Source organism: Enterobacter cloacae complex sp. P17RS, assembly GCF_014895885.1.
GTDB lineage: Bacteria > Pseudomonadota > Gammaproteobacteria > Enterobacterales > Enterobacteriaceae > Enterobacter > Enterobacter bugandensis.
The window spans coordinates 95,442-114,567 of record NZ_JADBQK010000002.1; the positions used below are offsets into that span (position 1 = coordinate 95,442).

Consider the following 19,126-nt stretch of genomic DNA (forward strand, 5'->3'; position numbering starts at 1 on the left):
GGCAATGCATAAGCTTCAAACAAATCTGCTTTATCCTGGGTCATGACGCGCTACAATGTTCATCAACACCGACTTATCAAGGGAAGCCATTATGATTGACCCGAAAAAAATTGAGCAGATCGCGCGTCAGGTTCATGAGTCCATGCCAAAGGGCATTCGTGAATTTGGTGATGACGTTGAGAAGAAAATCCGCCAGACGCTGCAGGCGCAGTTGGTTCGCCTTGATTTAGTCAGCCGCGAAGAGTTTGACGTGCAGACCCAGGTTCTGCTGCGCACCCGCGAGAAGCTGGCGCTGCTGGAACAGCGTCTGAGCGAGCTGGAAAACCGCAATGCGCCGGAAGAAGTGAAGCCGGCACCGGCCATTCCACCGGTGGACGATCAGGAGTAAGTGCGGCCTGATACCCTCTCCCACAGGGAGAGGGTGAAAAAAAACGGGCCAACTGGCCCGTTTTTTACTGACTGTCTTTCTGGATCTTCTTGATGATGTTGGTGGTTGAACACCCATCCTCAAAATTGAGCACCATCACCTCACCGCCGTTGGCCCAGACCTCTTCGCTGCCTGCGATTTGCTCTGGCTTGTAATCGCCGCCCTTCACCAGCAGGTCTGGCAGGATCCCGGCAATCAGGCGCTGCGGGGTATCTTCTTCAAACGACACCACCCAGTCCACCGCTTCCAGCGCGCCAAGCACAATCATACGTTGCTCGAGCGGGTTCACCGGGCGCGTTTCGCCCTTCAGGCGTTTGGTCGACGCATCGCTGTTCACTGCCACAATGAGGCGATCGCCCAGCTTGCGCGCATTCGCCAGATACGAAACGTGGCCCGCGTGCAGGATGTCAAACACGCCGTTGGTCATCACCACTTTTTCACCGCGCTTGCGCGCGGCGGCGACGGCCACCTTCAGCTCGTCTTCGGTCATCACGCCAAAACCGGTATCCGCACGCCCGCGCACCGCGTTTTCCAGCTCGATTGGCGAAACGGTTGAAGTACCCAATTTACCGACGACCACGCCCGCCGCGGCGTTCGCGAAGTAGCACGCCTCTTCCAGGGAGTTACCCGCCGCCAGCGTTGCCGCCAGCACGCCGATCACCGTATCACCGGCACCGGTCACGTCGTACACTTCCTGCGCCTGGGTTGGCATATGCAGCGGCGCCTTGCCCGGCTGCAGCAGCGTCATCCCCTGTTCGGAACGGGTGACCAGCAGCGCGGACAGCTCGAAGTCAGCAATGATCTTCATGCCGCGCTCAACCAGTTCTTCCTCGGTTTTACACTTGCCCGCCACCGCTTCGAACTCAGAAAGGTTTGGCGTCAGCAGGGTTGCGCCGCGATAGCGCTCAAAATCGGTGCCTTTCGGATCGATCAGCACCGGCACGCTGGCTTTACGCGCCAGCTGAATCATCGTTTGCACGCTCGCCAGCGCGCCTTTGGCGTAGTCAGACAGCACCAGCGCGCCGATGTTGCCCAGCGCCTGGTTAATGCGCTCGTGCAGCGGCTCGGGATCAACGCCTTCGAACCCTTCTTCAAAATCGAGGCGGATCAGCTGCTGGTTACGCGACAGCACGCGCAGCTTGGTGATGGTTGGGTGTGTCGGAACAGAAACGAAGTCGCACTTCACGTTCACGTCCGCCAGCGACTTGCTCAGCGCACGCGCCGCATCGTCGATACCGGTCAGGCCCACCAGACGCGAGTGCGCGCCCAGCGAGGCTATGTTCATCGCCACGTTTGCCGCGCCGCCGGGACGCTCTTCAATGGTGTCAACCTTGACCACCGGTACCGGTGCTTCCGGAGAGATGCGGCTGGTCGGCCCATACCAGTAGCGATCCAGCATCACATCCCCAACAACCATTACTCCAGCACGTTCAAACTCTGGCAGTGTTACTTTCATTCCTGACTCCAGAAAGATTCACAATTTGCGCGCGATAATATCACACTTGATTTGTTACGCACGGTTCCACCAGCCACTTCTGCCAGCTGGCCGTTACCTGAGCGCGTTCTGCGACAAAACAGTCCAGCGCCACGTGCCCCGGCTGCTCCTGCAGGGCCAGGTGATGCAGCGCGTCGCGCAGCGTGGTGTAGGCGCGGGTTAAGGCCTGCGCCTCCTGCTCGTCCATAATGTCGTTTTGCGCCAGCAGTTCCAGAATGCGCACGTTATCGGACCAGCGGGTCAGCTTCGGCTTGTCGTGCGCGTGCAGCAGCACCAGATACTGGGTGATGAACTCAATATCGGTAATCCCGCCCTCATCGGCTTTGATATCAAAGCGATCGCGATGTTTGTTACCCAAATGCGCGCGCATTTTCTCACGCATTTCGCGCACTTCAGTTTGCAGGGTGCTGCCCTCGCGCGGGGTCGTCATGACTGACTTGCGGATCGCATCGAACTGCGTTTTGAGCTGCGGATCGCCGTACACCACGCGGGCGCGCACCAGCGCCTGATGTTCCCACGTCCAGGCTTCGTTCTTCTGATAATCGGCAAACGCGTCCGTCGAGGTGACCAGCATGCCTGCCGCGCCGGACGGGCGCAGGCGCGCGTCCACCTCGTACAGAATGCCCGACGAAGTGCGGGTGCTGAACAGGTGCATGATGCGCTGGGCCAGGCGCAGGTAGAACTGCCGCCCGTCAATCTCACGTTCGCCGTCGGTCATGACGTCCGCCGGACAGTCGTGCAGGAAAATCAGATCCAGATCGGAGCTGTAGCCCAGCTCCCAGCCGCCCAGCTTGCCGTAACCAACCACGGCAAACCCTCGCCCCTCGCGGTCAGCAAGATGCTTCGGCTGGCCATAGCGGGCCACCATCTGCACCCACGCCTGGTGGACTACCGCGTCGATGATCGCCTCCGCCAGCCAGGTTAAGTGATCGCTCACTTTCATTACCGGCAGCGTACCGGCGATATCCGCTGCCGCTACGCGCAGCATCTGGGCCTGCTTAAACTGACGCAGCGCCTCGAGCTGTTGCTCTTCGTCCTCTTCCGGCACGCGCAGCAGATACTGGCGCAGCTCGTCGCGGTAGGCGTCCATCGCCGTCGGCTGATAGAGCGTGTTCGGGTCAAGCAGTTCGTCCAGCAGCAGTGGGTATCGCGCCAGCTTGTTGGCTACCATCGGCGACGCGGCGCAGAGGGAAATCAGGTGTTTCAGCGCGCCGGGAAACTCGCTCAGCAGTTCCAGGTAGGTGGTACGCGTGATAATCCCGCTCAGCAGCGGCATCATGCGCGACAGCGGCACCGGCGCATCCTCGCGGGAGCAGACCTCGCTCAGCAGATGCGGCATCAGATGATCCAGTACCTGCCGACCGCGCGGGCCAATGGCGCGCTTGTTCAGCTCAAGGCGGAAATCGGCAATCAAGGCCACCACGCGATGGCGGGCATCGTCGCTTAAGTGCGCCAGCACCGGCGTGGTGTCATCTTCCTGGAGCGCGTCCTGCCACAGTTCGCGCCAGTGCTCGGAGAGCGCATCGTCCGGCGATTCACTTTCGTCGTCACCAATCAGATCGTTAAAGATGCGGCGAACGCCTGCCATATGGGCATCCAGCTGTTCGGTCAACGTTGACCAGTCATCCACCCGCATGCCCCAGGCCAGACGCGCCCGGTTAAGGTCATCCCCCGGCAGGGTCTGGGTCTGTTCGTCGTTAATGCTTTGCAGCAGGTTTTCCAGACGGCGCAGGAACAGATAGGCCTCGCGCAGGGTTTGCGCGTCGCCGTCCGGCAGCAAATGCAGTTGCTCAATGGCGCTCAGCGTCGGCAGCAGCGAGCGGGACTGCAGCGACGGCTCGCGCCCGCCGCGGATCAGCTGGAAGACCTGAACGATAAATTCGATTTCGCGGATGCCGCCCGCGCCAAGCTTGATGTTGTCCTTCAGACCGCGACGGCGCACCTCGCGGGCGATCATCCCTTTCATATTGCGCAGGGACTGGATCACGCTAAAGTCGATGTAACGGCGGAACACGAACGGGCGCAGCATGGCGCGCAGCTCATTGGCGTAAGCGTCGTCGCTGTCGCCCATGATCCGCGCTTTGACCATCGCGTAACGCTCCCAGTCGCGCCCCTGCTCCTGGTAATAATCTTCCAGCGCGGCGAAGCTCAGCACCAGCGGGCCGCTGTCGCCAAACGGGCGCAGGCGCATGTCCACGCGGTAAACAAAGCCGTCCTGCGTAGGCTGGTCCAGCGCCTTAATCAGACGCTGCCCGAGTCGGGTAAAGAACTGGGCGTTATCCAGCTCGCGACGACCGCCTCGCGTGGCGCCATTCTCCGGCCAGGCAAAGATCAGGTCGATATCCGAGGAGAAGTTCAGCTCGCAGCCGCCCAGCTTGCCCATCCCCAGAATCAACAGCGGCTGCGGAACCCCTTCTTCGCTGCACGGCGTGCCCCACTCTTTACAGCAGGCGGCGTAGAGCCAGTCCCGCGCGGCGACAATCAGCGTCTGCGCCAGCTCGCTCAGCTGCTGCAAGGTGCTCTCTTCACTCACCAGCTCCAGCGCCTGCGCCCAGGCAATGCGCACCATCACCCGGCGGCGGAACTGGCGCAGGACGCGCATCAGCGTGGCTTCATCCGCCACCTCTGCCAGCGCGGTTTGCAGCCAGCCAGCATAGTGCCGCCACTCGTCAGCCTGCGGCGGCGCGCTTTCCAGCTCTGCCAGCCAGTCAGGATTGGCGCTGACGCTCTCCTGCACAAAATCACTGAACGTGAGCACGCTTTTCGCCTGCTCGCTTAACGATGACGCGGGTAACGACTCGGGCAGACGTTCGCAAACGGTTTGCCAGTGCTGCTGTAACTGCGAAGAAAGCGGCATATCAGGGGTTCCTTGCCAGAATTAACGTTTTCCGCTGTGCAGCCAGTATGGATCCTGCGAAATGGCTTCGTTGCGGAAATGCTCGATCTCAATCTGCTGACGGGTCTCAATGGCATGCTTAAGCCCCTGCCAGTTCTCCAGCCAGGCCTGCGCCTTCACGCCCTCGTACGCTCCCGACAGAAGCAACATGCTGTCGATATTACGCGCCAGGCGGGGAAGCTGGTCGCCATACTGGTCGCCCAGCGGATGCGCGAAGGTGGTTCTCAGCTCGGCGGCGTGGCGGGAAAGATGGATATCCGCGAAGCGTTTAAAGTTGTCCGCGATTTTGGTCTGCGCTTTTGCATCGAGGAAGACGCGCCAGCCGCGCGTAACCAGAAACTCGGTCAGCGCCAGTTTTGCCGCGGCATTTTGCGGGCTATAAAGCGCGGTTTGCGCCGACACGTCGGAAAGCAGCAGCGTTTCGGTCTGGGTCAGCAGATCGCGTAAGTGAGCGCTAGCTTTACGCGGTACGATACCGCCAAACAGCGTCAGGGTATGACGCACCAGTCCAATAGCGGCCAGCACCTGTTTTTTGGCATTTTTGACGTTACGCGCCCACAGTTCTTCATGGTACTGCCATTGGGAGAGCGCCAGCTCCAGCGCCGCTTCCATGCCCTGCTCAATGCTGGCTTTCGGGACGACGCGCAAAATCGGAGTCTCTCTCAGCACGCGTGGCGCATTTCCGGCAGCCAGGTGGTAGCCCCGCGCCGCTTTGCTCAAGCTGCCCTGACGTAAACCCGGCTGGCTTACCAGCTTGCGCGCCAGCTTCAGCACGTCGCTCGCATCCCCTTCCAGAAGTTCCAGCTCCAGCTCGCAGATCGGTTCCTGGAACTCACCCGCCTTCACCTCGCCTAAATCCAGCGCGATTTCAATGCGGCTTTTGCCTTCCGTCACCAGCCATTTCTCGCGAGCGAAATCGGTGCTGAACAGCGGCTGCACCTGCCCTGCCAGCGTGGCGGGCAGTTCGCCTTCCGGCCAGACTTCCGCCGGGAAACGTTCCAGCTCAAGTTCTGGCTTACTGATGTCGATATTGTATTCCGGGCGCTGATGCAAACCGCCGACCACGCGGCCGGCGATTTTCATCGTCATCTCGTAGCGTCCATTCGCGCCGCGGATGCGTAGCCCCATATCGTGGTTGCGCAGCCAGTTGTCCGGCGTTTCGTAGTAGATGTTGAGCAACGGTACGGGTTCATGGTGCTCGCCGGAGAGCGTATTCAGATGCTGACGGAGCGCGTCAACGCTGTCTTTTTCGACGATAAATTTTAATTCGATTTCCTGAGCCATAGCCTTGTACTTTTGCGGGCGTCACAGACGCGTCAATGAGGGCGAACTTCCTCGCCATTTATTTGTCAGTACATAGTATTTTGCGCCAAATTGCCATGCAATGAGCAATTTGTCGGGCGTAAATGTGTAGAGTCGTGACACAGATGATTCTGATTGCTGATGAATGCTTTGCGTAGAGACACTGTTGCCACTACTATCGTTCCACTTTTTATGAAAATAACGACTAATGATGCTTAAATTACGCCTGATTGGACTTACTTTACTCGCTTTTAGCGCCGCAACCGCAGTGCACGCTGAAGAGAAGCGTTACGTTTCTGACGAACTTAACACCTGGGTGCGCAGTGGCCCCGGAGATAATTATCGCCTCGTGGGCACGGTGAATGCCGGCGAGGAAGTCACCCTGTTGCAGACCAACGCGGAGACCAATTACGGTCAGGTTCGCGACAGTTCCGGCCGTACCTCCTGGATCCCAATGAAAGAGCTGAGCACCGTGCCAAGCCTGCGCACCCGCGTGCCGGATCTGGAAAACCAGGTGAAGACCCTGACCGACAAGCTGAACAACATCGACGGGACCTGGAACCAGCGCACCGCTGAAATGCAGCAGAAAGTGGCGCAGAGCGACGGCGTGATCAACGGTCTGAAAGAAGAGAACCAGAAGCTGAAAAACGAGCTGATCGTCGCGCAGAAAAAAGTGAACGCCGCGAACCTGCAGCTTGATGACAAACAGCGCACCATCATCATGCAGTGGTTTATGTATGGCGGCGGCGTGCTGGGCGTTGGTCTGGTGCTGGGTCTGGTTCTGCCACATCTGATCCCAAGCCGTAAGCGTAAAGATCGCTGGATGAACTAATTCGTCTTCTCTGCCAGACTTACGTATCATTCTGGAAAAGAGAAAACGGGAGAGTTGGGCGTGAAGAGTTATCTGGTCGGTGGTGCGGTACGTGATGCGTTATTAGGTCTGCCGGTCAAAGATAAAGACTGGGTGGTGGTGGGCGCCACCCCGGAAGAGATGCTCGACGCGGGCTACCAGCAGGTAGGCCGCGATTTTCCCGTGTTCCTGCATCCGAAAAGCCGGGAAGAGTACGCCCTGGCGCGTACCGAACGGAAATCCGGTTCCGGTTATACGGGCTTCACCTGCTACGCCGCGCCGGATGTGACGCTGGAGCAGGATCTGCTGCGCCGCGATCTCACCATTAACGCCCTGGCCCAGGACGAAAACGGCCATATCATCGACGCCTACGGCGGGCAGGACGACCTGCGCGATCGTCTTTTGCGTCACGTCTCCCCGGCATTTTCTGAAGATCCGCTCCGCGTGCTGCGCGTGGCGCGTTTTGCCGCGCGTTACGCGCATCTGAGCTTCCGTATTGCGGATGAGACGATGGCGTTGATGACGGCCATGACCGAGGCGGGCGAGCTGGAACACCTGACGCCGGAGCGCGTCTGGAAAGAGACGGAAAATGCCCTCACCACCCGCAACCCGCAGGTCTTTTTCCAGGTTCTGCGCGACTGCGGCGCGCTGAAGGTGCTGTTCCCGGAAATCGACGCGCTGTTTGGCGTGCCCGCACCGGCGAAATGGCATCCCGAAATTGATACCGGCGTGCACACGCTGATGACGCTGAGCATGGCCGCCATGCTCAGCCCTGAGGTGGACGTACGTTTTTCCACCCTGTGCCACGATCTCGGCAAAGGCTTAACGCCGAAAGAGTTCTGGCCGCGCCATCACGGGCACGGTCCGGCGGGGGTAAAGCTGGTTGACGGGCTCTGCCAGCGTCTGCGCGTGCCGAATGACATCCGCGATCTGGCAAAGCTGGTCGCCGAGTTCCACGACCTGATCCATACCTTCCCGATCCTGAAGCCCGCCACCATCGTGAAGCTGTTCGATAATATTGACGCCTGGCGCAAGCCGCAGCGCGTGGAGCAGATTGCGCTCACCAGCGAAGCGGACGTGCGCGGCCGCACCGGGTTTGAAGCGTCCGATTATCCCCAGGGGCGTTTGCTGCGCGAAGCGTGGGAAGTCGCAAAAGCGGTGCCAACGAAAGACGTGGTTGAGGCAGGATTTAAAGGCCCGGAGATTCGCGAGGAGCTAACCAAACGGCGGATTGACGCGGTTACCGCGTGGAAGGAAAAGCGTTGCCCTCAGCCGAAAGAGTGAGGGCAATCGGTTATCAGAAGAAGACTACGTACACCGCAGCCGCGACGATAAAGCGGTAGATCGCGAACGGAATAAACGAGATACGCTTAATCAGCTGCAGGAAGGTTTTGATGGCAATCAGCGCCACGATAAAGGCGGTGATAAAGCCCACGGCAAACATCGGAATATCGCCTGTGGTCAGGAAGCCAATGCTTTTGTAAAGGTCCAGCGCGGTGGCGCCCATCATCATCGGCACCGCCAGCAGGAACGAGAACTCGGACGCCGCATAGCGGCTCACGCCCATCAGCATCCCGCCTGAAATGGTCGCACCTGAACGGGAGAAGCCCGGCCACAGCGCCAGACACTGGAAGCAGCCAATGATAAACGCCTGACGATAGGTCATATCGTCCAGGCCTTCCGCACGCGGGACTTTTGGCTTCAGCACTTCCGCGGCAATCAGCAGGAAACCGCCCACCACCAGCGCGTACATGACGTTAATCGGGTTAAACAGCGATTTAATGGTGTCGTGGAATACCAGCCCCAATACCACCGCCGGGATCATCCCGAGCAGGATGTGAATCAGCGTCAGGCGGCCTTTGCCCTCTCCTTCACGCTGCGGCAGACGGCCAAAATGGATGCCGATCAGGCCAAACAGGCGACGCCAGAACATCACCACCACCGCCAGAATCGAGCCCAGCTGAATTACCACCTCAAACGTCTTTGCGGTATCGCCTTCGAAGCCCAGCAGATGGCCAACGATAATCATATGGCCCGTACTGGAAACCGGTAAAAACTCCGTCAATCCTTCGACCACACCCAGAATTGCCGCCACCAGCAGCGAGTGCATATCGCTCATCTATAAACCCCTAAAAAAAGATATAAAAAAACGGTCGCCCCTAACGGCTACCGTGAAAGATACAGCCTTAAGACCGATATAACCTAAAATGGTTTAGCAATTATGACGTTAAATCTTTCCTTTCAGATTTGTGCCACGCTCAATGATGACGCCCACATTGGCGGCGCGCGCCACAGCCCCCGGCTTGCTCAGCTTAATGCGTACCCACGGTGAGTTGAATTTGGTCAGCAGCAGATCCGCCACCTCTTCCGCCACCCGTTCCACCAGCGCAAAACGCTGTCCTTCCACGTGGCCGATCACCGCTTCGCTGATGTCGGCATAGCTCAGACAGTCATTCACGTCATCGCTTTTTGCCGATTTGCGGTTATCCCATCCCATTTCGATATCGAACACCAGTTTCTGCTCGATGGTCTGTTCCCAGTCGTAAACACCAATTGTGGTGATTACCGAAAGTTGCTCTATAAATACAATATCCATCACGACCTGCCTGCTTTTTGGCTAAACCGGATACCACTTCCGGCGAATTATGCGTATTATCCACAGATGCTGAGAATACAGATACATTTTCAAAACGGAACAGCGTTATGAGTGCAATCGCGCCTGGAATGATCCTCCTCGCCTATCTTTGCGGCTCAATCTCCAGCGCCATTCTGGTCTGCCGCATTGCCGGGTTACCTGACCCGCGTGAAAGTGGTTCCGGGAATCCGGGAGCGACCAACGTGCTTCGAATTGGCGGCAAGGGAGCAGCCGTAGCGGTTTTGATTTTTGATGTTCTGAAGGGGATGCTACCCGTCTGGGGCGCCTATGCGCTGGGCGTCACGCCGTTCTGGCTGGGGCTCATCGCCATCGCCGCCTGCGTCGGCCATATCTGGCCCGTATTCTTCGGCTTTAAAGGCGGCAAAGGGGTGGCGACCGCCTTTGGTGCCATCGCGCCCATCGGATGGGACTTAACCGGCGTCATGGCCGGGACCTGGCTGCTGACCATTCTGCTAAGCGGCTATTCGTCGCTGGGTGCCATCGTCAGCGCGCTGATCGCCCCGTTTTACGTCTGGTGGTTTAAACCCCAATTCACTTTCCCGGTATCGATGCTCTCCTGCCTGATCCTGCTGCGTCATCACGACAATATCCAGCGCCTGTGGCGACGCCAGGAAACGAAGATCTGGACGAAGCTCAAGCGAAAGAAAAAAGATCCCGAGTAGGCGGTTAGTTATGCCTTATAACCAAATGTGATTTTTGTCACCTTCTGCCTGTGGTAACTGTTAGAGACACAACACAACCACACAAAAAGAAAATGGCAGAAATCACAGACACCACTCCCCTTTCAACGGCAGGAATTCCCCCTGATGGCGACATTCAGTGGGTGCGCAGTGCATCGGACGTTTCACGTCTCGTTAATGACGGCTCACAGGGCCGGGCTAACGCCCGGATCGTGGTCGGTATCGCTCTGGGCGGGATTTTCCTCGATGCCTACGATCTAGGCGCGCTGGCGTTCGGCATTAAAGACATTACCCGCGAATTTAACCTGACGCCCGCCGGTACCGGCATGGTGGCCTCGGCGATTACCTTTGGTGCGATTGTCGGGGCGCTGCTCGGCGGTTACCTCACGGATAAAATCGGGCGCTACCGCGTCTTTATGGCCGACATGGTATTCTTTGTCGTCGCCGCTATCGCCTGCGCGCTGGCCCCGAATGAATATGTGCTGGCGGGCGCGCGCTTTGTGATGGGCCTTGGCGTGGGGATCGACCTTCCCGTGGCGATGGCGTTCCTGAGCGAGTTTGCCAGGCTGAAAGGGCCGGGCAATAAGGCCTCCAGCGTCGCGATGTGGTGCCCTACCTGGTATGCGGCGATCAGCATCTCTTACCTTCTGGTTCTCTTTTTCTACGCCGTGCTGCCGGAAGGCCACAGCGACTGGCTCTGGCGTTTGATTCTCGGCTTTGGTGCAGTACCCGCGCTGGTGATTATCGCCATCCGCAGCCGCTATATGAGCGAATCGCCGGTCTGGGCGGCGAATCAGGGCAACCTGAAAGAGGCGGCGTCCATTTTGCGGCAGTCGTACAATATTAACGCCCACGTCCCGCAGGATGCGCTCAGCCAGCCTGCGCCTGTCGTGAATAAAGCCAAATGGTCGAACTATCTGAACCTGTTCCGCGGCATCTATCTGCGGCGTACCACACTCGCCACGCTGCTGTCCGTCGTCTCCTCATTCGCCTATAACGCCGTGGCCTTTGGCCTGCCGGTGATTATTTCAAGCTTCTTCGTGCAATCTATGCTGACCACTATTGTGATCTCGCTGGCGCTGAACCTGCTGTTTGCGTTTATCGGCGGATTACTGGCGGTGCGCTACGTGCCGCGCTTCGGCGCGTGGCGGATGTCGCTGGCGGGTTACGCCTGTCAGCTTGTGGCGCTGCTGGGGCTGGCGCTGATTGGTCGACCGGACGGTGCTTCTGAAGGGGTGCTTGCCGTGGCGATGCTGGCGCTTTTCCTGTTCGGTCAGGGATTTGGCCCGGGCGCGCATACCATGACGTTCGCCTCGCTGAGCTACCCGACCTCGCTGCGCGGCGTGGGCGTCGGCTTAAACCAGACGCTGATGCGCAGCAGTTCCACGCTGTCGCTGTTCCTGTTCCCGCTGCTGGTCGCGTCTCTCGACACCGCCGTGTTCTGGGTGATTGCGCTGGCGCCGTTTATCGGTCTGGCGTCATTGCTGGCGATCCGCTGGGAGCCGTCCGGGTATGATGTGGATGCGGAGGACTACCGGTAACGACACATCGCTTCGGTGGGTTCACCCCCACCGAAGTGCGCTTACAAATCTTCCAGCAGCGTTCGGGAGAGTTTTTTTAGCATTTCCAGTTCATCATCATTCATCCGCATGCTGCAACGAATCTGGTCCGGCAGCGCCATCACCTGCCTTTTCAGTTCTTTCGCTTTATCGGTCAATACGACATTTTTCATCCTTTCATCCCCCACAACCGCCATACGGTTGAGAAAACCTTTTGCCTCAAGCTTCTGGACCAGCGGGGTCAATGTGCCTGAATCAAAATAGGTTTTATCGCTGAGATCGCGAAGCGGGATGTTGTCTTTCTCATAAAGCGCCATCAAAACAACAAATTGCGGATAGGTCAGATCCATCTCCTGCAGCAGGGGGCGATACTGGCGCACGAACGCATTGGTGACCGAGTACAGCGAGAAGCACAATAAATCATCTAGTGTTTTGTTTTCTTTCATTTTTCTATCAACCCTGAATCTGTTGTCTAAAAAAATTATAAATAATGTTTGACTAAAAGTATCTTGCGCGCAAGTATTACATCAACAACTAAGTAGCGCACTATTTAGTTATCCAATCAAATACGTTAAAAGGGGTACCACCATGAAAACATTAACCGCCATCCTGATTTCTTCCGTCTTCGCGTCAGCCGCGGCATCCGCTCAAATCACTAATACTCCAGCCCCGACCGCAGGCGTAAAGGCATTTCTTGATGTCCTGAATGCTGGCAAAGGGAAACCGATGGAACAGATGACCCCGCAGGAGGCCCGCCAGGTACTGATCGGCGCACAGCAAGGAGCAAAATTGCCGCCCGCTCAGGTGACTGAAAAAACGATCCAGGTCAATGGCCAGACGATCGCCCTAAAAATTGTGAAGCCTGAACATGCTGCCGGTACGCTCCCGGTGTTTATGTTCTTCCACGGTGGCGGTTGGGTGCTGGGTGATTTTCCAACCCACGAACGTTTAATCCGCGATCTGGTTCGTGCATCTGGTGCCGCAGCGGTTTACGTTGATTACACACCGTCACCTGAAGCCCATTTCCCGGTGGCAATCAATCAGGCCTATGAAGCGACAAAATGGGTAGCCGAGCATGGCCAGGAAATTGGCGTGGACGGCAGCCGTCTGGGCCTGGTAGGTAACAGCGTGGGCGGCAACATGGTGGCTTCAGTGGCGTTGCAGGCCAAACAGTTCAATGGGCCGAAAATTCGCTACAACGTGATGCTCTGGCCTGTGACGGACGCCAGCTTTGATACGGCTTCCTATCACCAGTTCGAAAATGGCTATTTCCTGTCAAAAAACATGATGAAATGGTTCTGGGATAACTACACCACCAGCGCTGCCGATCGTAACAATATCCTTGCCTCACCGCTTCGCGCCAGCACTGCACAGTTGAAAGGCTTCCCGGAGACGCTGATTCAGACAGCTGAGCTGGACGTTCTGCGGGATGAAGGTGAAGCATTCGGGCGTAAACTGGATGCGGCTGGCGTCCCGGTGACCGTCACGCGCTATAACGGTATGATCCACGATTACGGCCTGCTTAACCCGCTGAGCCAGGAGCCAACGGTTAAAGTCGCCCTTGAGCAGGCAGGTGCAGCATTGCATGACCACCTGAAATAGGATCGTCATGCTTCATACAGAGCACGGCCCCGGGCCGTGCTTTTTAATTTCCTCTATCCATAAGCGACTCATATGACAGCCTTCATTTCCGCCAGGGCATACTGAAACGACCCCGATGATGCGCAGATGGAAGCAGCATGTTAGCAGCTCAGGTCACTGATAATACGTATAAAGGCTGGCAGGCGTCGCTTGCCCTGCAGTTTTGTCACGCCCCTGAGAAAACCCTCCTGCGTTCCGCGCGCCACGTCGGGCCGCTCACCGTACAACGTCCGTTTTACCCCGAAGGAAAAACCTGCCACCTCTATCTGCTGCACCCGCCCGGCGGCGTTGTGGGCGGCGATTCGCTGGATATTTCCGTTCGGCTCGATGCCAAAAGCCACGCGCTTATCACCATGCCCGGCGCCAGCAAGTTCTACCGCAGCAGCGGCCCGCAGGCGCGTCTGAGCCAGCACTTTTATCTTGATGAAAACGCCACGCTGGAGTGGCTGCCGCAGGACACCATTATCTTTCCCGGCGCGAACGCCGCGCTGCGTTCCGTCTTCCACCTTAAGGCTTCCAGCACGCTGCTGGCGTGGGAGCTGTACTGCCTGGGCCGCCCGGTAATCGGTGAGACCTTCAGCCACGGCACGCTGGAGAGCCGCCTTGAGGTGTGGGTGGATGACGAACCGCGCCTGATAGAGCGCCAGCACCTCGGCGACGGCGATCTCACGCCCGTTGCCGGACACCCGTGGATCGGCACACTGCTGTTCTATCCGGCCCGGGAAGAACATCTCGACACCGTGCGCGCGCTGCTCGCGCCTCTGGGCCATTTTGCGGGGGCAACGCACACCGACGCTCTGCTGTCGGTGCGTTTTCTCTCCCACGACAACCTGATTTGCCAGCGGGCGATGCGCGACATCTGGCAGTCGCTTCGCCCGCTTCTTACTACCAAAACCGCCTGTTCGCCGCGCATCTGGCAGACATAAGAGAAACGTTATGGAACTGACCCCCAGAGAAAAAGACAAGCTGTTGCTGTTTACCGCCGCGCTGGTTGCCGAACGCCGCCTTGCGCGCGGGGTAAAGCTCAACTACCCGGAATCGGTCGCGTTGATCAGCGCCTTCATCATGGAAGGCGCGCGCGACGGCGAAACCGTCGCCGCGCTGATGGAGGCGGGCCGCCACGTCCTGACGCGCGATCAGGTGATGGAGGGCGTGCCGGAGATGATCCCGGATATTCAGGTGGAAGCCACCTTCCCGGACGGCTCCAAGCTCGTCACCGTCCACAACCCGATCGTGTAAGGAGCACGTGATGATCCCAGGTGAATACCAGATCCAGCCCGGCACTATTGCGATCAACGTCGGGCGCGAAGCCCAAAGTGTTGTTGTTGAAAATCACGGCGACAGGCCGATCCAGGTCGGATCGCACTACCACTTTTACGAGGTCAACCCGGCGCTGAAGTTTGATCGCGAAGCCACCAGGGGCTACCGGCTGAACATTCCGGCGGGTACCGCCGTGCGCTTCGAGCCAGGCCAGAAGCGAGAAGTGACGCTGGTGCAGGTGACGGGCGCGCAGCGCATTTTTGGCTTTCGCGGCGAGGTCATGGGCGAGGTGAAACATGGCTGAAATTTCACGTCAGGCGTATGCCGACATGTTCGGCCCCACTACCGGGGATAAGGTGCGGCTGGCGGACAGCGAGCTGTGGATCGAAGTGGAAGACGATCTCACGGTCTACGGCGAAGAGGTCAAGTTCGGCGGCGGGAAGGTGATCCGCGACGGCATGGGTCAGGGGCAGATGACCGCTGACGGCTGCGTGGATCTGGTTCTCACCAACGCGCTGATTGTCGACCACTGGGGGATCGTGAAGGCCGATATCGGCGTGAAGAACGGGCGGATCTTCGCCGTCGGCAAAGCCGGGAACCCGGACATTCAGCCCGGCGTGACGATCCCGATTGGTGCCGCAACCGAAGTCATCGCCGCCGAAGGGAAGATCGTCACCGCAGGCGGGATCGACACCCACATCCACTGGATCTGCCCGCAGCAGGCGGAGGAGGCGCTGGTCTCCGGGGTCACCACCATGATTGGCGGCGGCACCGGACCGGCGGCGGGCACCAACGCCACCACCTGCACGCCGGGGCCGTGGTATATCGCTCGCATGCTGCAGGCCGCCGATACGCTGTCGGTGAATATTGGCCTGCTCGGCAAAGGTAACGGCTCCAACCCGGATGCCCTGCGCGAGCAGATCGCCGCCGGCGCCATCGGGCTGAAGATCCACGAAGACTGGGGCGCGACGCCCGCGGCGATCAACTGCTCGCTGGAGGTGGCCGAAGAGATGGATATTCAGGTGGCGCTGCACAGCGACACGCTGAACGAGTCCGGGTTTGTCGAAGACACGCTGGCGGCCATCGGCGGGCGCACGATCCACACCTTCCACACCGAAGGCGCGGGCGGCGGCCACGCGCCGGATATCATCACCGCCTGCGCGCACCCGAATATTCTGCCCTCTTCCACCAACCCGACCTTGCCCTACACGGTGAACACCATCGACGAGCACCTCGACATGCTGATGGTTTGCCATCACCTTGACCCAGATATCGCCGAGGACGTGGCGTTTGCCGAATCCCGCATACGCCGGGAGACCATTGCTGCGGAAGACGTGCTGCACGATATCGGCGCGTTCTCGCTCACCTCGTCAGATTCGCAGGCCATGGGCCGCGTCGGGGAAGTGATTATCCGCACCTGGCAGGTGGCGCACCGCATGAAGGTCCAGCGCGGCGCGCTGCCGGAAGAGACCGGCGATAACGATAACTTCCGCGTGAAGCGCTATGTCGCCAAATACACCATTAACCCGGCGCTGACCCACGGCATCGCCCATGAAGTCGGTTCGATTGAGGCGGGCAAGCTGGCGGATCTGGTGGTCTGGTCCCCCGCCTTCTTTGGCGTAAAACCCGCAACCATCGTCAAAGGCGGGATGATCGCCTGCGCGCCGATGGGCGACATCAACGCCTCGATCCCCACGCCGCAGCCAGTGCATTACCGCCCGATGTTTGGCGCGCTGGGCGCCGCACGTCACGCCACGCGGCTGACGTTTGTTTCTCAGGCGGCCCACGCGAACGGCATCCCGCAGCAGCTCAGCCTGCAGAGCGCCACGGCGGTGGTAAAAGGCTGCCGGACGGTGAAAAAGGCCGACATGATCCATAACGCCCTGCAGCCGAATATCACCGTTGACTCGCAAACCTACGAGGTGCGCGTCAACGGCGAACTGATAACCAGCGAACCGGCCGACGTTCTGCCGATGGCGCAACGCTATTTCCTGTTTTGAGGAGTGAAGATGATCTATTTGACCCAACGCCTGGACCACGCGCACCCGATCACCGCCAGCGTCACGCTGCCGATTGACGTGCGGGTGAAAAGCCGCGCTCGCGTGGCGCTTAACGACGGGCGCGAAGCCGGACTGATGCTGCCGCGCGGCCTGCTGCTGCGCGGGGGCGACCTGCTCAGTAACGAAGACGGCAGCGAGGTGATTGAGGTGATCGCCGCCCCGGAGTCGGTTTCCGTGGTGCGCTGCGCCGATCCGTTCCTGCTCGCCCGCGCCTGTTACCACCTGGGCAACCGCCACGTGCCGCTGCAGGTCATGCCCGGCGAGCTGCGCTATCACCACGATCACGTTCTCGACGACATGCTGCGCCAGTTCGGGCTGGAGGTAACCTTCGCCAGCCTGCCGTTTGAACCGGAAGCGGGCGCTTACGCCAGCGATGCCCACACTCACTCTCACGCTCATTCACATTAAGGATCAATCATGCGTAAGTATTTACCGCTGTTACTGCTGGCTTTTTCCGTTCCCGCGCTCGCGCATCCCGGCCACGGCGCCGACAGCTTTCAGGCCGGTTTTCTCCACCCGCTGACCGGGCTGGATCACCTGCTGATGCTGACCGGGGCTGGCGTGCTGTCTGCCCTGAGCGGCCGCAAGCTCCTGCTGCCGTTTGCCACCCTCGGCATGATGCTTGTTGGCGCCGTTGCGGGCAGCCTGCTCGGCGACTTTAGCGGCATGGAGATGCTGATTATCGCCTCGCTGGCGGTCTGCGGGGTGATGATGTTTAAAACTGAAAACCGCCTGCTGCTGGCGGTGCCTGCCCTGGCGATGTTCCACGGCTGGGCGCACGGGGTGGAGATGTCTGGCCACAGCTTCTGGCTGTTCACCAGCGGTTTTATGCTGGCCAGCGCGACGGTGCTGGGCGCCAGTTTCGCCGCAGGCTTGCTGCTGCGCCGCCACGACGGGCTGCGTAAAACCTTCGGCGGCGGGCTGATTGTCTCCGCCCTGCTGGCGCTGATGAGCTGATGGAGCACGCCCGCCAGCGGCTGCGCCTGATGCAGCTCTCCAGCAGCAGCCTGCCGGTCGGGTCGTTTACCTGGTCGCAGGGGCTGGAGTGGGCCGTAGAGGCGGGCTGGGTTACGAGCACCGACGCCTTCAGGCGCTGGCAGATCCAGCAGATGGAGCAGAGCTTTTTCTGCGTCGACCTGCCGCTGTTTATCCGGCTGTTCCGGGCCTGCGAACAGCAGGACGTCGCGGCAGCAAAACGCTGGACGGCATATTTGCTCGCCTGCCGGGAAACGCGCGAGCTGCGCGAAGAGGAGCGCAACCGTGGCGCGGCCTTTACGCGCCTGATTAAAAGCTGGGAGCCGAACTGCCCGCCAGAGTGGCAGCCGCTGTTTGCGCAGAGCCAGCTCTGCGGCATGGCGTGGCTCGGCGTGCGCTGGGGCATTGGCGCGCGCGAGCTGGCGCTGAGCCTCGGCTACAGCTGGATAGAGAGCGCGGTGATGGCGGGCGTTAAGCTCGTCCCCTTCGGACAGCAGGCGGCGCAGCAGCTGATTATCGAGCTGAGCGACCATTTTGCCGCCGGGTTTGAACAGGCATTTTTACGTGGCGACGACGCGCTGGGGGCAGCTACGCCACTGTCGGCCATCGCCTCCGCGCGCCACGAAACACAATATTCACGACTATTCCGTTCCTGAGGAGTCAACATGGCTGATTACAAACATCCCCTGCGCGTAGGCGTGGGCGGTCCGGTAGGATCGGGCAAAACCGCGCTGCTGGAAGCGCTCTGCAAGGCGATGCGCGACACGTACCATCTGGCGGTGGTCACTAACGATATCTACACCAAAGAGGATCAGCGCATCCTCACCGAGGCGGGCGCGCTTGAGCCAGAGCGCATCGTGGGAGTAGAGACCGGCGGCTGCCCGCATACCGCCATCCGCGAAGATGCCTCAATGAACCTCGCGGCGGTAGAAGCGCTCAGCGAGAAGTTCGGTAATCTGGATCTGATCTTCGTTGAAAGCGGCGGCGACAACCTGAGCGCGACCTTCAGCCCGGAGCTGGCGGACCTGACTATTTACGTGATCGACGTGGCCGAAGGGGAAAAAATCCCGCGCAAGGGCGGACCGGGGATCACCAAATCCGATTTCCTGGTGATCAACAAAACCGACCTCGCGCCGTACGTCGGTGCGTCGCTGGAGGTGATGGAGCGTGATACCAACCGCATGCGCGGCGAGCGCCCGTGGACCTTTACCAACCTTAAGGCGGGTGACGGTCTGGGGACGATTATTGCGTTTCTGGAAGAGAAAGGGATGCTGCGGGTGTAGTCGTAAATTTCCCTCTCCCCTGTGGGGTGTACAGTCCGGGGA

At 59.4% G+C, this 19,126-nt stretch carries 20 protein-coding genes; 14 read left to right on the forward strand and 6 right to left on the reverse strand.

Going from position 1 to position 19,126, the window contains the following annotated elements; translation table 11 throughout:
• The first annotated feature begins 91 nt into the window (after positions 1-91).
• A complete protein-coding gene (gene ubiK / locus IM265_RS00905; protein WP_028014454.1) occupies positions 92-388 on the forward strand; it encodes a ubiquinone biosynthesis accessory factor UbiK in 297 nt (98 codons plus the stop codon).
• A gap of 64 nt (positions 389-452) precedes the next feature.
• On the opposite strand, the gene hldE is transcribed toward ubiK, so the two are convergent.
• The 3 genes from hldE to IM265_RS00920 are packed head-to-tail and all read right to left on the reverse strand — an operon-like array spanning position 453 to position 6,102.
• Positions 453-1,883 (reverse strand): bifunctional D-glycero-beta-D-manno-heptose-7-phosphate kinase/D-glycero-beta-D-manno-heptose 1-phosphate adenylyltransferase HldE, encoded by a 1,431-nt coding sequence (gene hldE, locus IM265_RS00910; protein ID WP_003862540.1) that lies wholly within the window; start codon positions 1,881-1,883, stop codon positions 453-455.
• A 40-nt stretch (positions 1,884-1,923) separates the two neighbouring features.
• On the reverse strand, positions 1,924-4,779 hold the full coding sequence (glnE, locus tag IM265_RS00915; protein ID WP_193031811.1) for a bifunctional [glutamate--ammonia ligase]-adenylyl-L-tyrosine phosphorylase/[glutamate--ammonia-ligase] adenylyltransferase: 2,856 nt from the start codon (positions 4,777-4,779) through the stop codon (positions 1,924-1,926).
• A gap of 21 nt (positions 4,780-4,800) precedes the next feature.
• On the reverse strand, positions 4,801-6,102 hold the full coding sequence (locus IM265_RS00920; RefSeq protein WP_028014456.1) for an inorganic triphosphatase: 1,302 nt from the start codon (positions 6,100-6,102) through the stop codon (positions 4,801-4,803).
• Between the two features lie 229 nt (positions 6,103-6,331).
• Between IM265_RS00920 and IM265_RS00925 the strand changes: the two genes are divergently transcribed.
• Complete coding sequence (locus IM265_RS00925; protein ID WP_028014457.1) at positions 6,332-6,952, forward strand: TIGR04211 family SH3 domain-containing protein; 621 nt, start codon at positions 6,332-6,334, stop codon at positions 6,950-6,952.
• A gap of 60 nt (positions 6,953-7,012) precedes the next feature.
• Entirely contained in the window at positions 7,013-8,254 is a 1,242-nt protein-coding gene (locus tag IM265_RS00930; protein ID WP_028014458.1) for a multifunctional CCA addition/repair protein, read from the forward strand.
• A gap of 13 nt (positions 8,255-8,267) precedes the next feature.
• Here IM265_RS00930 and bacA read toward each other — a convergent pair whose 3' ends face one another.
• Both bacA and folB read right to left on the reverse strand, forming a co-directional pair.
• Positions 8,268-9,089 carry an undecaprenyl-diphosphate phosphatase gene (gene bacA / locus IM265_RS00935; protein WP_028014459.1) on the reverse strand — a complete coding sequence of 274 codons (822 nt, stop codon included), beginning with the start codon at positions 9,087-9,089 and terminating at the stop codon, positions 8,268-8,270.
• Positions 9,090-9,197: 108 nt separating this feature from the next.
• Complete coding sequence (gene folB / locus IM265_RS00940) at positions 9,198-9,566, reverse strand: bifunctional dihydroneopterin aldolase/7,8-dihydroneopterin epimerase (protein WP_028014460.1); 369 nt, start codon at positions 9,564-9,566, stop codon at positions 9,198-9,200.
• Positions 9,567-9,673: 107 nt separating this feature from the next.
• Between folB and plsY the strand changes: the two genes are divergently transcribed.
• Positions 9,674-10,288 carry a glycerol-3-phosphate 1-O-acyltransferase PlsY gene (gene plsY, locus IM265_RS00945; protein ID WP_014833311.1) on the forward strand — a complete coding sequence of 205 codons (615 nt, stop codon included), beginning with the start codon at positions 9,674-9,676 and terminating at the stop codon, positions 10,286-10,288.
• A gap of 92 nt (positions 10,289-10,380) precedes the next feature.
• Complete coding sequence (locus tag IM265_RS00950) at positions 10,381-11,847, forward strand: MFS transporter (protein WP_193031809.1); 1,467 nt, start codon at positions 10,381-10,383, stop codon at positions 11,845-11,847.
• 41 nt (positions 11,848-11,888) lie between these two features.
• On the opposite strand, the gene IM265_RS00955 is transcribed toward IM265_RS00950, so the two are convergent.
• The gene (locus IM265_RS00955) at positions 11,889-12,311 is read right to left on the reverse strand and encodes a MarR family winged helix-turn-helix transcriptional regulator (RefSeq protein WP_126817111.1); all 423 of its coding nucleotides are present in this window, start codon (positions 12,309-12,311) and stop codon (positions 11,889-11,891) included.
• Positions 12,312-12,453: 142 nt separating this feature from the next.
• Between IM265_RS00955 and IM265_RS00960 the strand changes: the two genes are divergently transcribed.
• The 9 genes from IM265_RS00960 (at position 12,454) to ureG (ending at position 19,084) form a co-directional block, all read left to right on the forward strand.
• Complete coding sequence (locus tag IM265_RS00960; RefSeq protein WP_136484995.1) at positions 12,454-13,467, forward strand: alpha/beta hydrolase; 1,014 nt, start codon at positions 12,454-12,456, stop codon at positions 13,465-13,467.
• Between the two features lie 137 nt (positions 13,468-13,604).
• Positions 13,605-14,432 carry an urease accessory protein UreD gene (locus tag IM265_RS00965; RefSeq protein ID WP_193031807.1) on the forward strand — a complete coding sequence of 276 codons (828 nt, stop codon included), beginning with the start codon at positions 13,605-13,607 and terminating at the stop codon, positions 14,430-14,432.
• A gap of 10 nt (positions 14,433-14,442) precedes the next feature.
• Positions 14,443-14,745 carry an urease subunit gamma gene (locus IM265_RS00970; protein ID WP_041908071.1) on the forward strand — a complete coding sequence of 101 codons (303 nt, stop codon included), beginning with the start codon at positions 14,443-14,445 and terminating at the stop codon, positions 14,743-14,745.
• A gap of 10 nt (positions 14,746-14,755) precedes the next feature.
• On the forward strand, positions 14,756-15,070 hold the full coding sequence (locus IM265_RS00975) for an urease subunit beta (RefSeq protein WP_028014465.1): 315 nt from the start codon (positions 14,756-14,758) through the stop codon (positions 15,068-15,070).
• Positions 15,063-16,766, forward strand: coding sequence for an urease subunit alpha (gene ureC / locus IM265_RS00980; RefSeq protein ID WP_193031805.1), 1,704 nt, complete (start codon positions 15,063-15,065; stop codon positions 16,764-16,766). Before IM265_RS00975 ends, ureC begins: the two co-directional genes overlap by 8 nt.
• 9 nt (positions 16,767-16,775) lie before the next feature.
• Positions 16,776-17,234: an urease accessory protein UreE gene (gene ureE / locus IM265_RS00985; protein ID WP_193031803.1), complete on the forward strand. Its 459-nt coding sequence runs from the start codon at positions 16,776-16,778 to the stop codon at positions 17,232-17,234.
• A gap of 9 nt (positions 17,235-17,243) precedes the next feature.
• A complete protein-coding gene (locus IM265_RS00990) occupies positions 17,244-17,783 on the forward strand; it encodes a HupE/UreJ family protein (protein ID WP_193031801.1) in 540 nt (179 codons plus the stop codon).
• Entirely contained in the window at positions 17,783-18,457 is a 675-nt protein-coding gene (locus tag IM265_RS00995) for an urease accessory protein UreF (RefSeq protein WP_155026375.1), read from the forward strand. The genes IM265_RS00990 and IM265_RS00995 overlap by 1 nt, the downstream gene beginning before the upstream one ends.
• Positions 18,458-18,466: 9 nt before the next feature.
• Entirely contained in the window at positions 18,467-19,084 is a 618-nt protein-coding gene (gene ureG / locus IM265_RS01000) for an urease accessory protein UreG (RefSeq protein WP_022651876.1), read from the forward strand.
• Positions 19,085-19,126 lie beyond the last annotated feature (42 nt).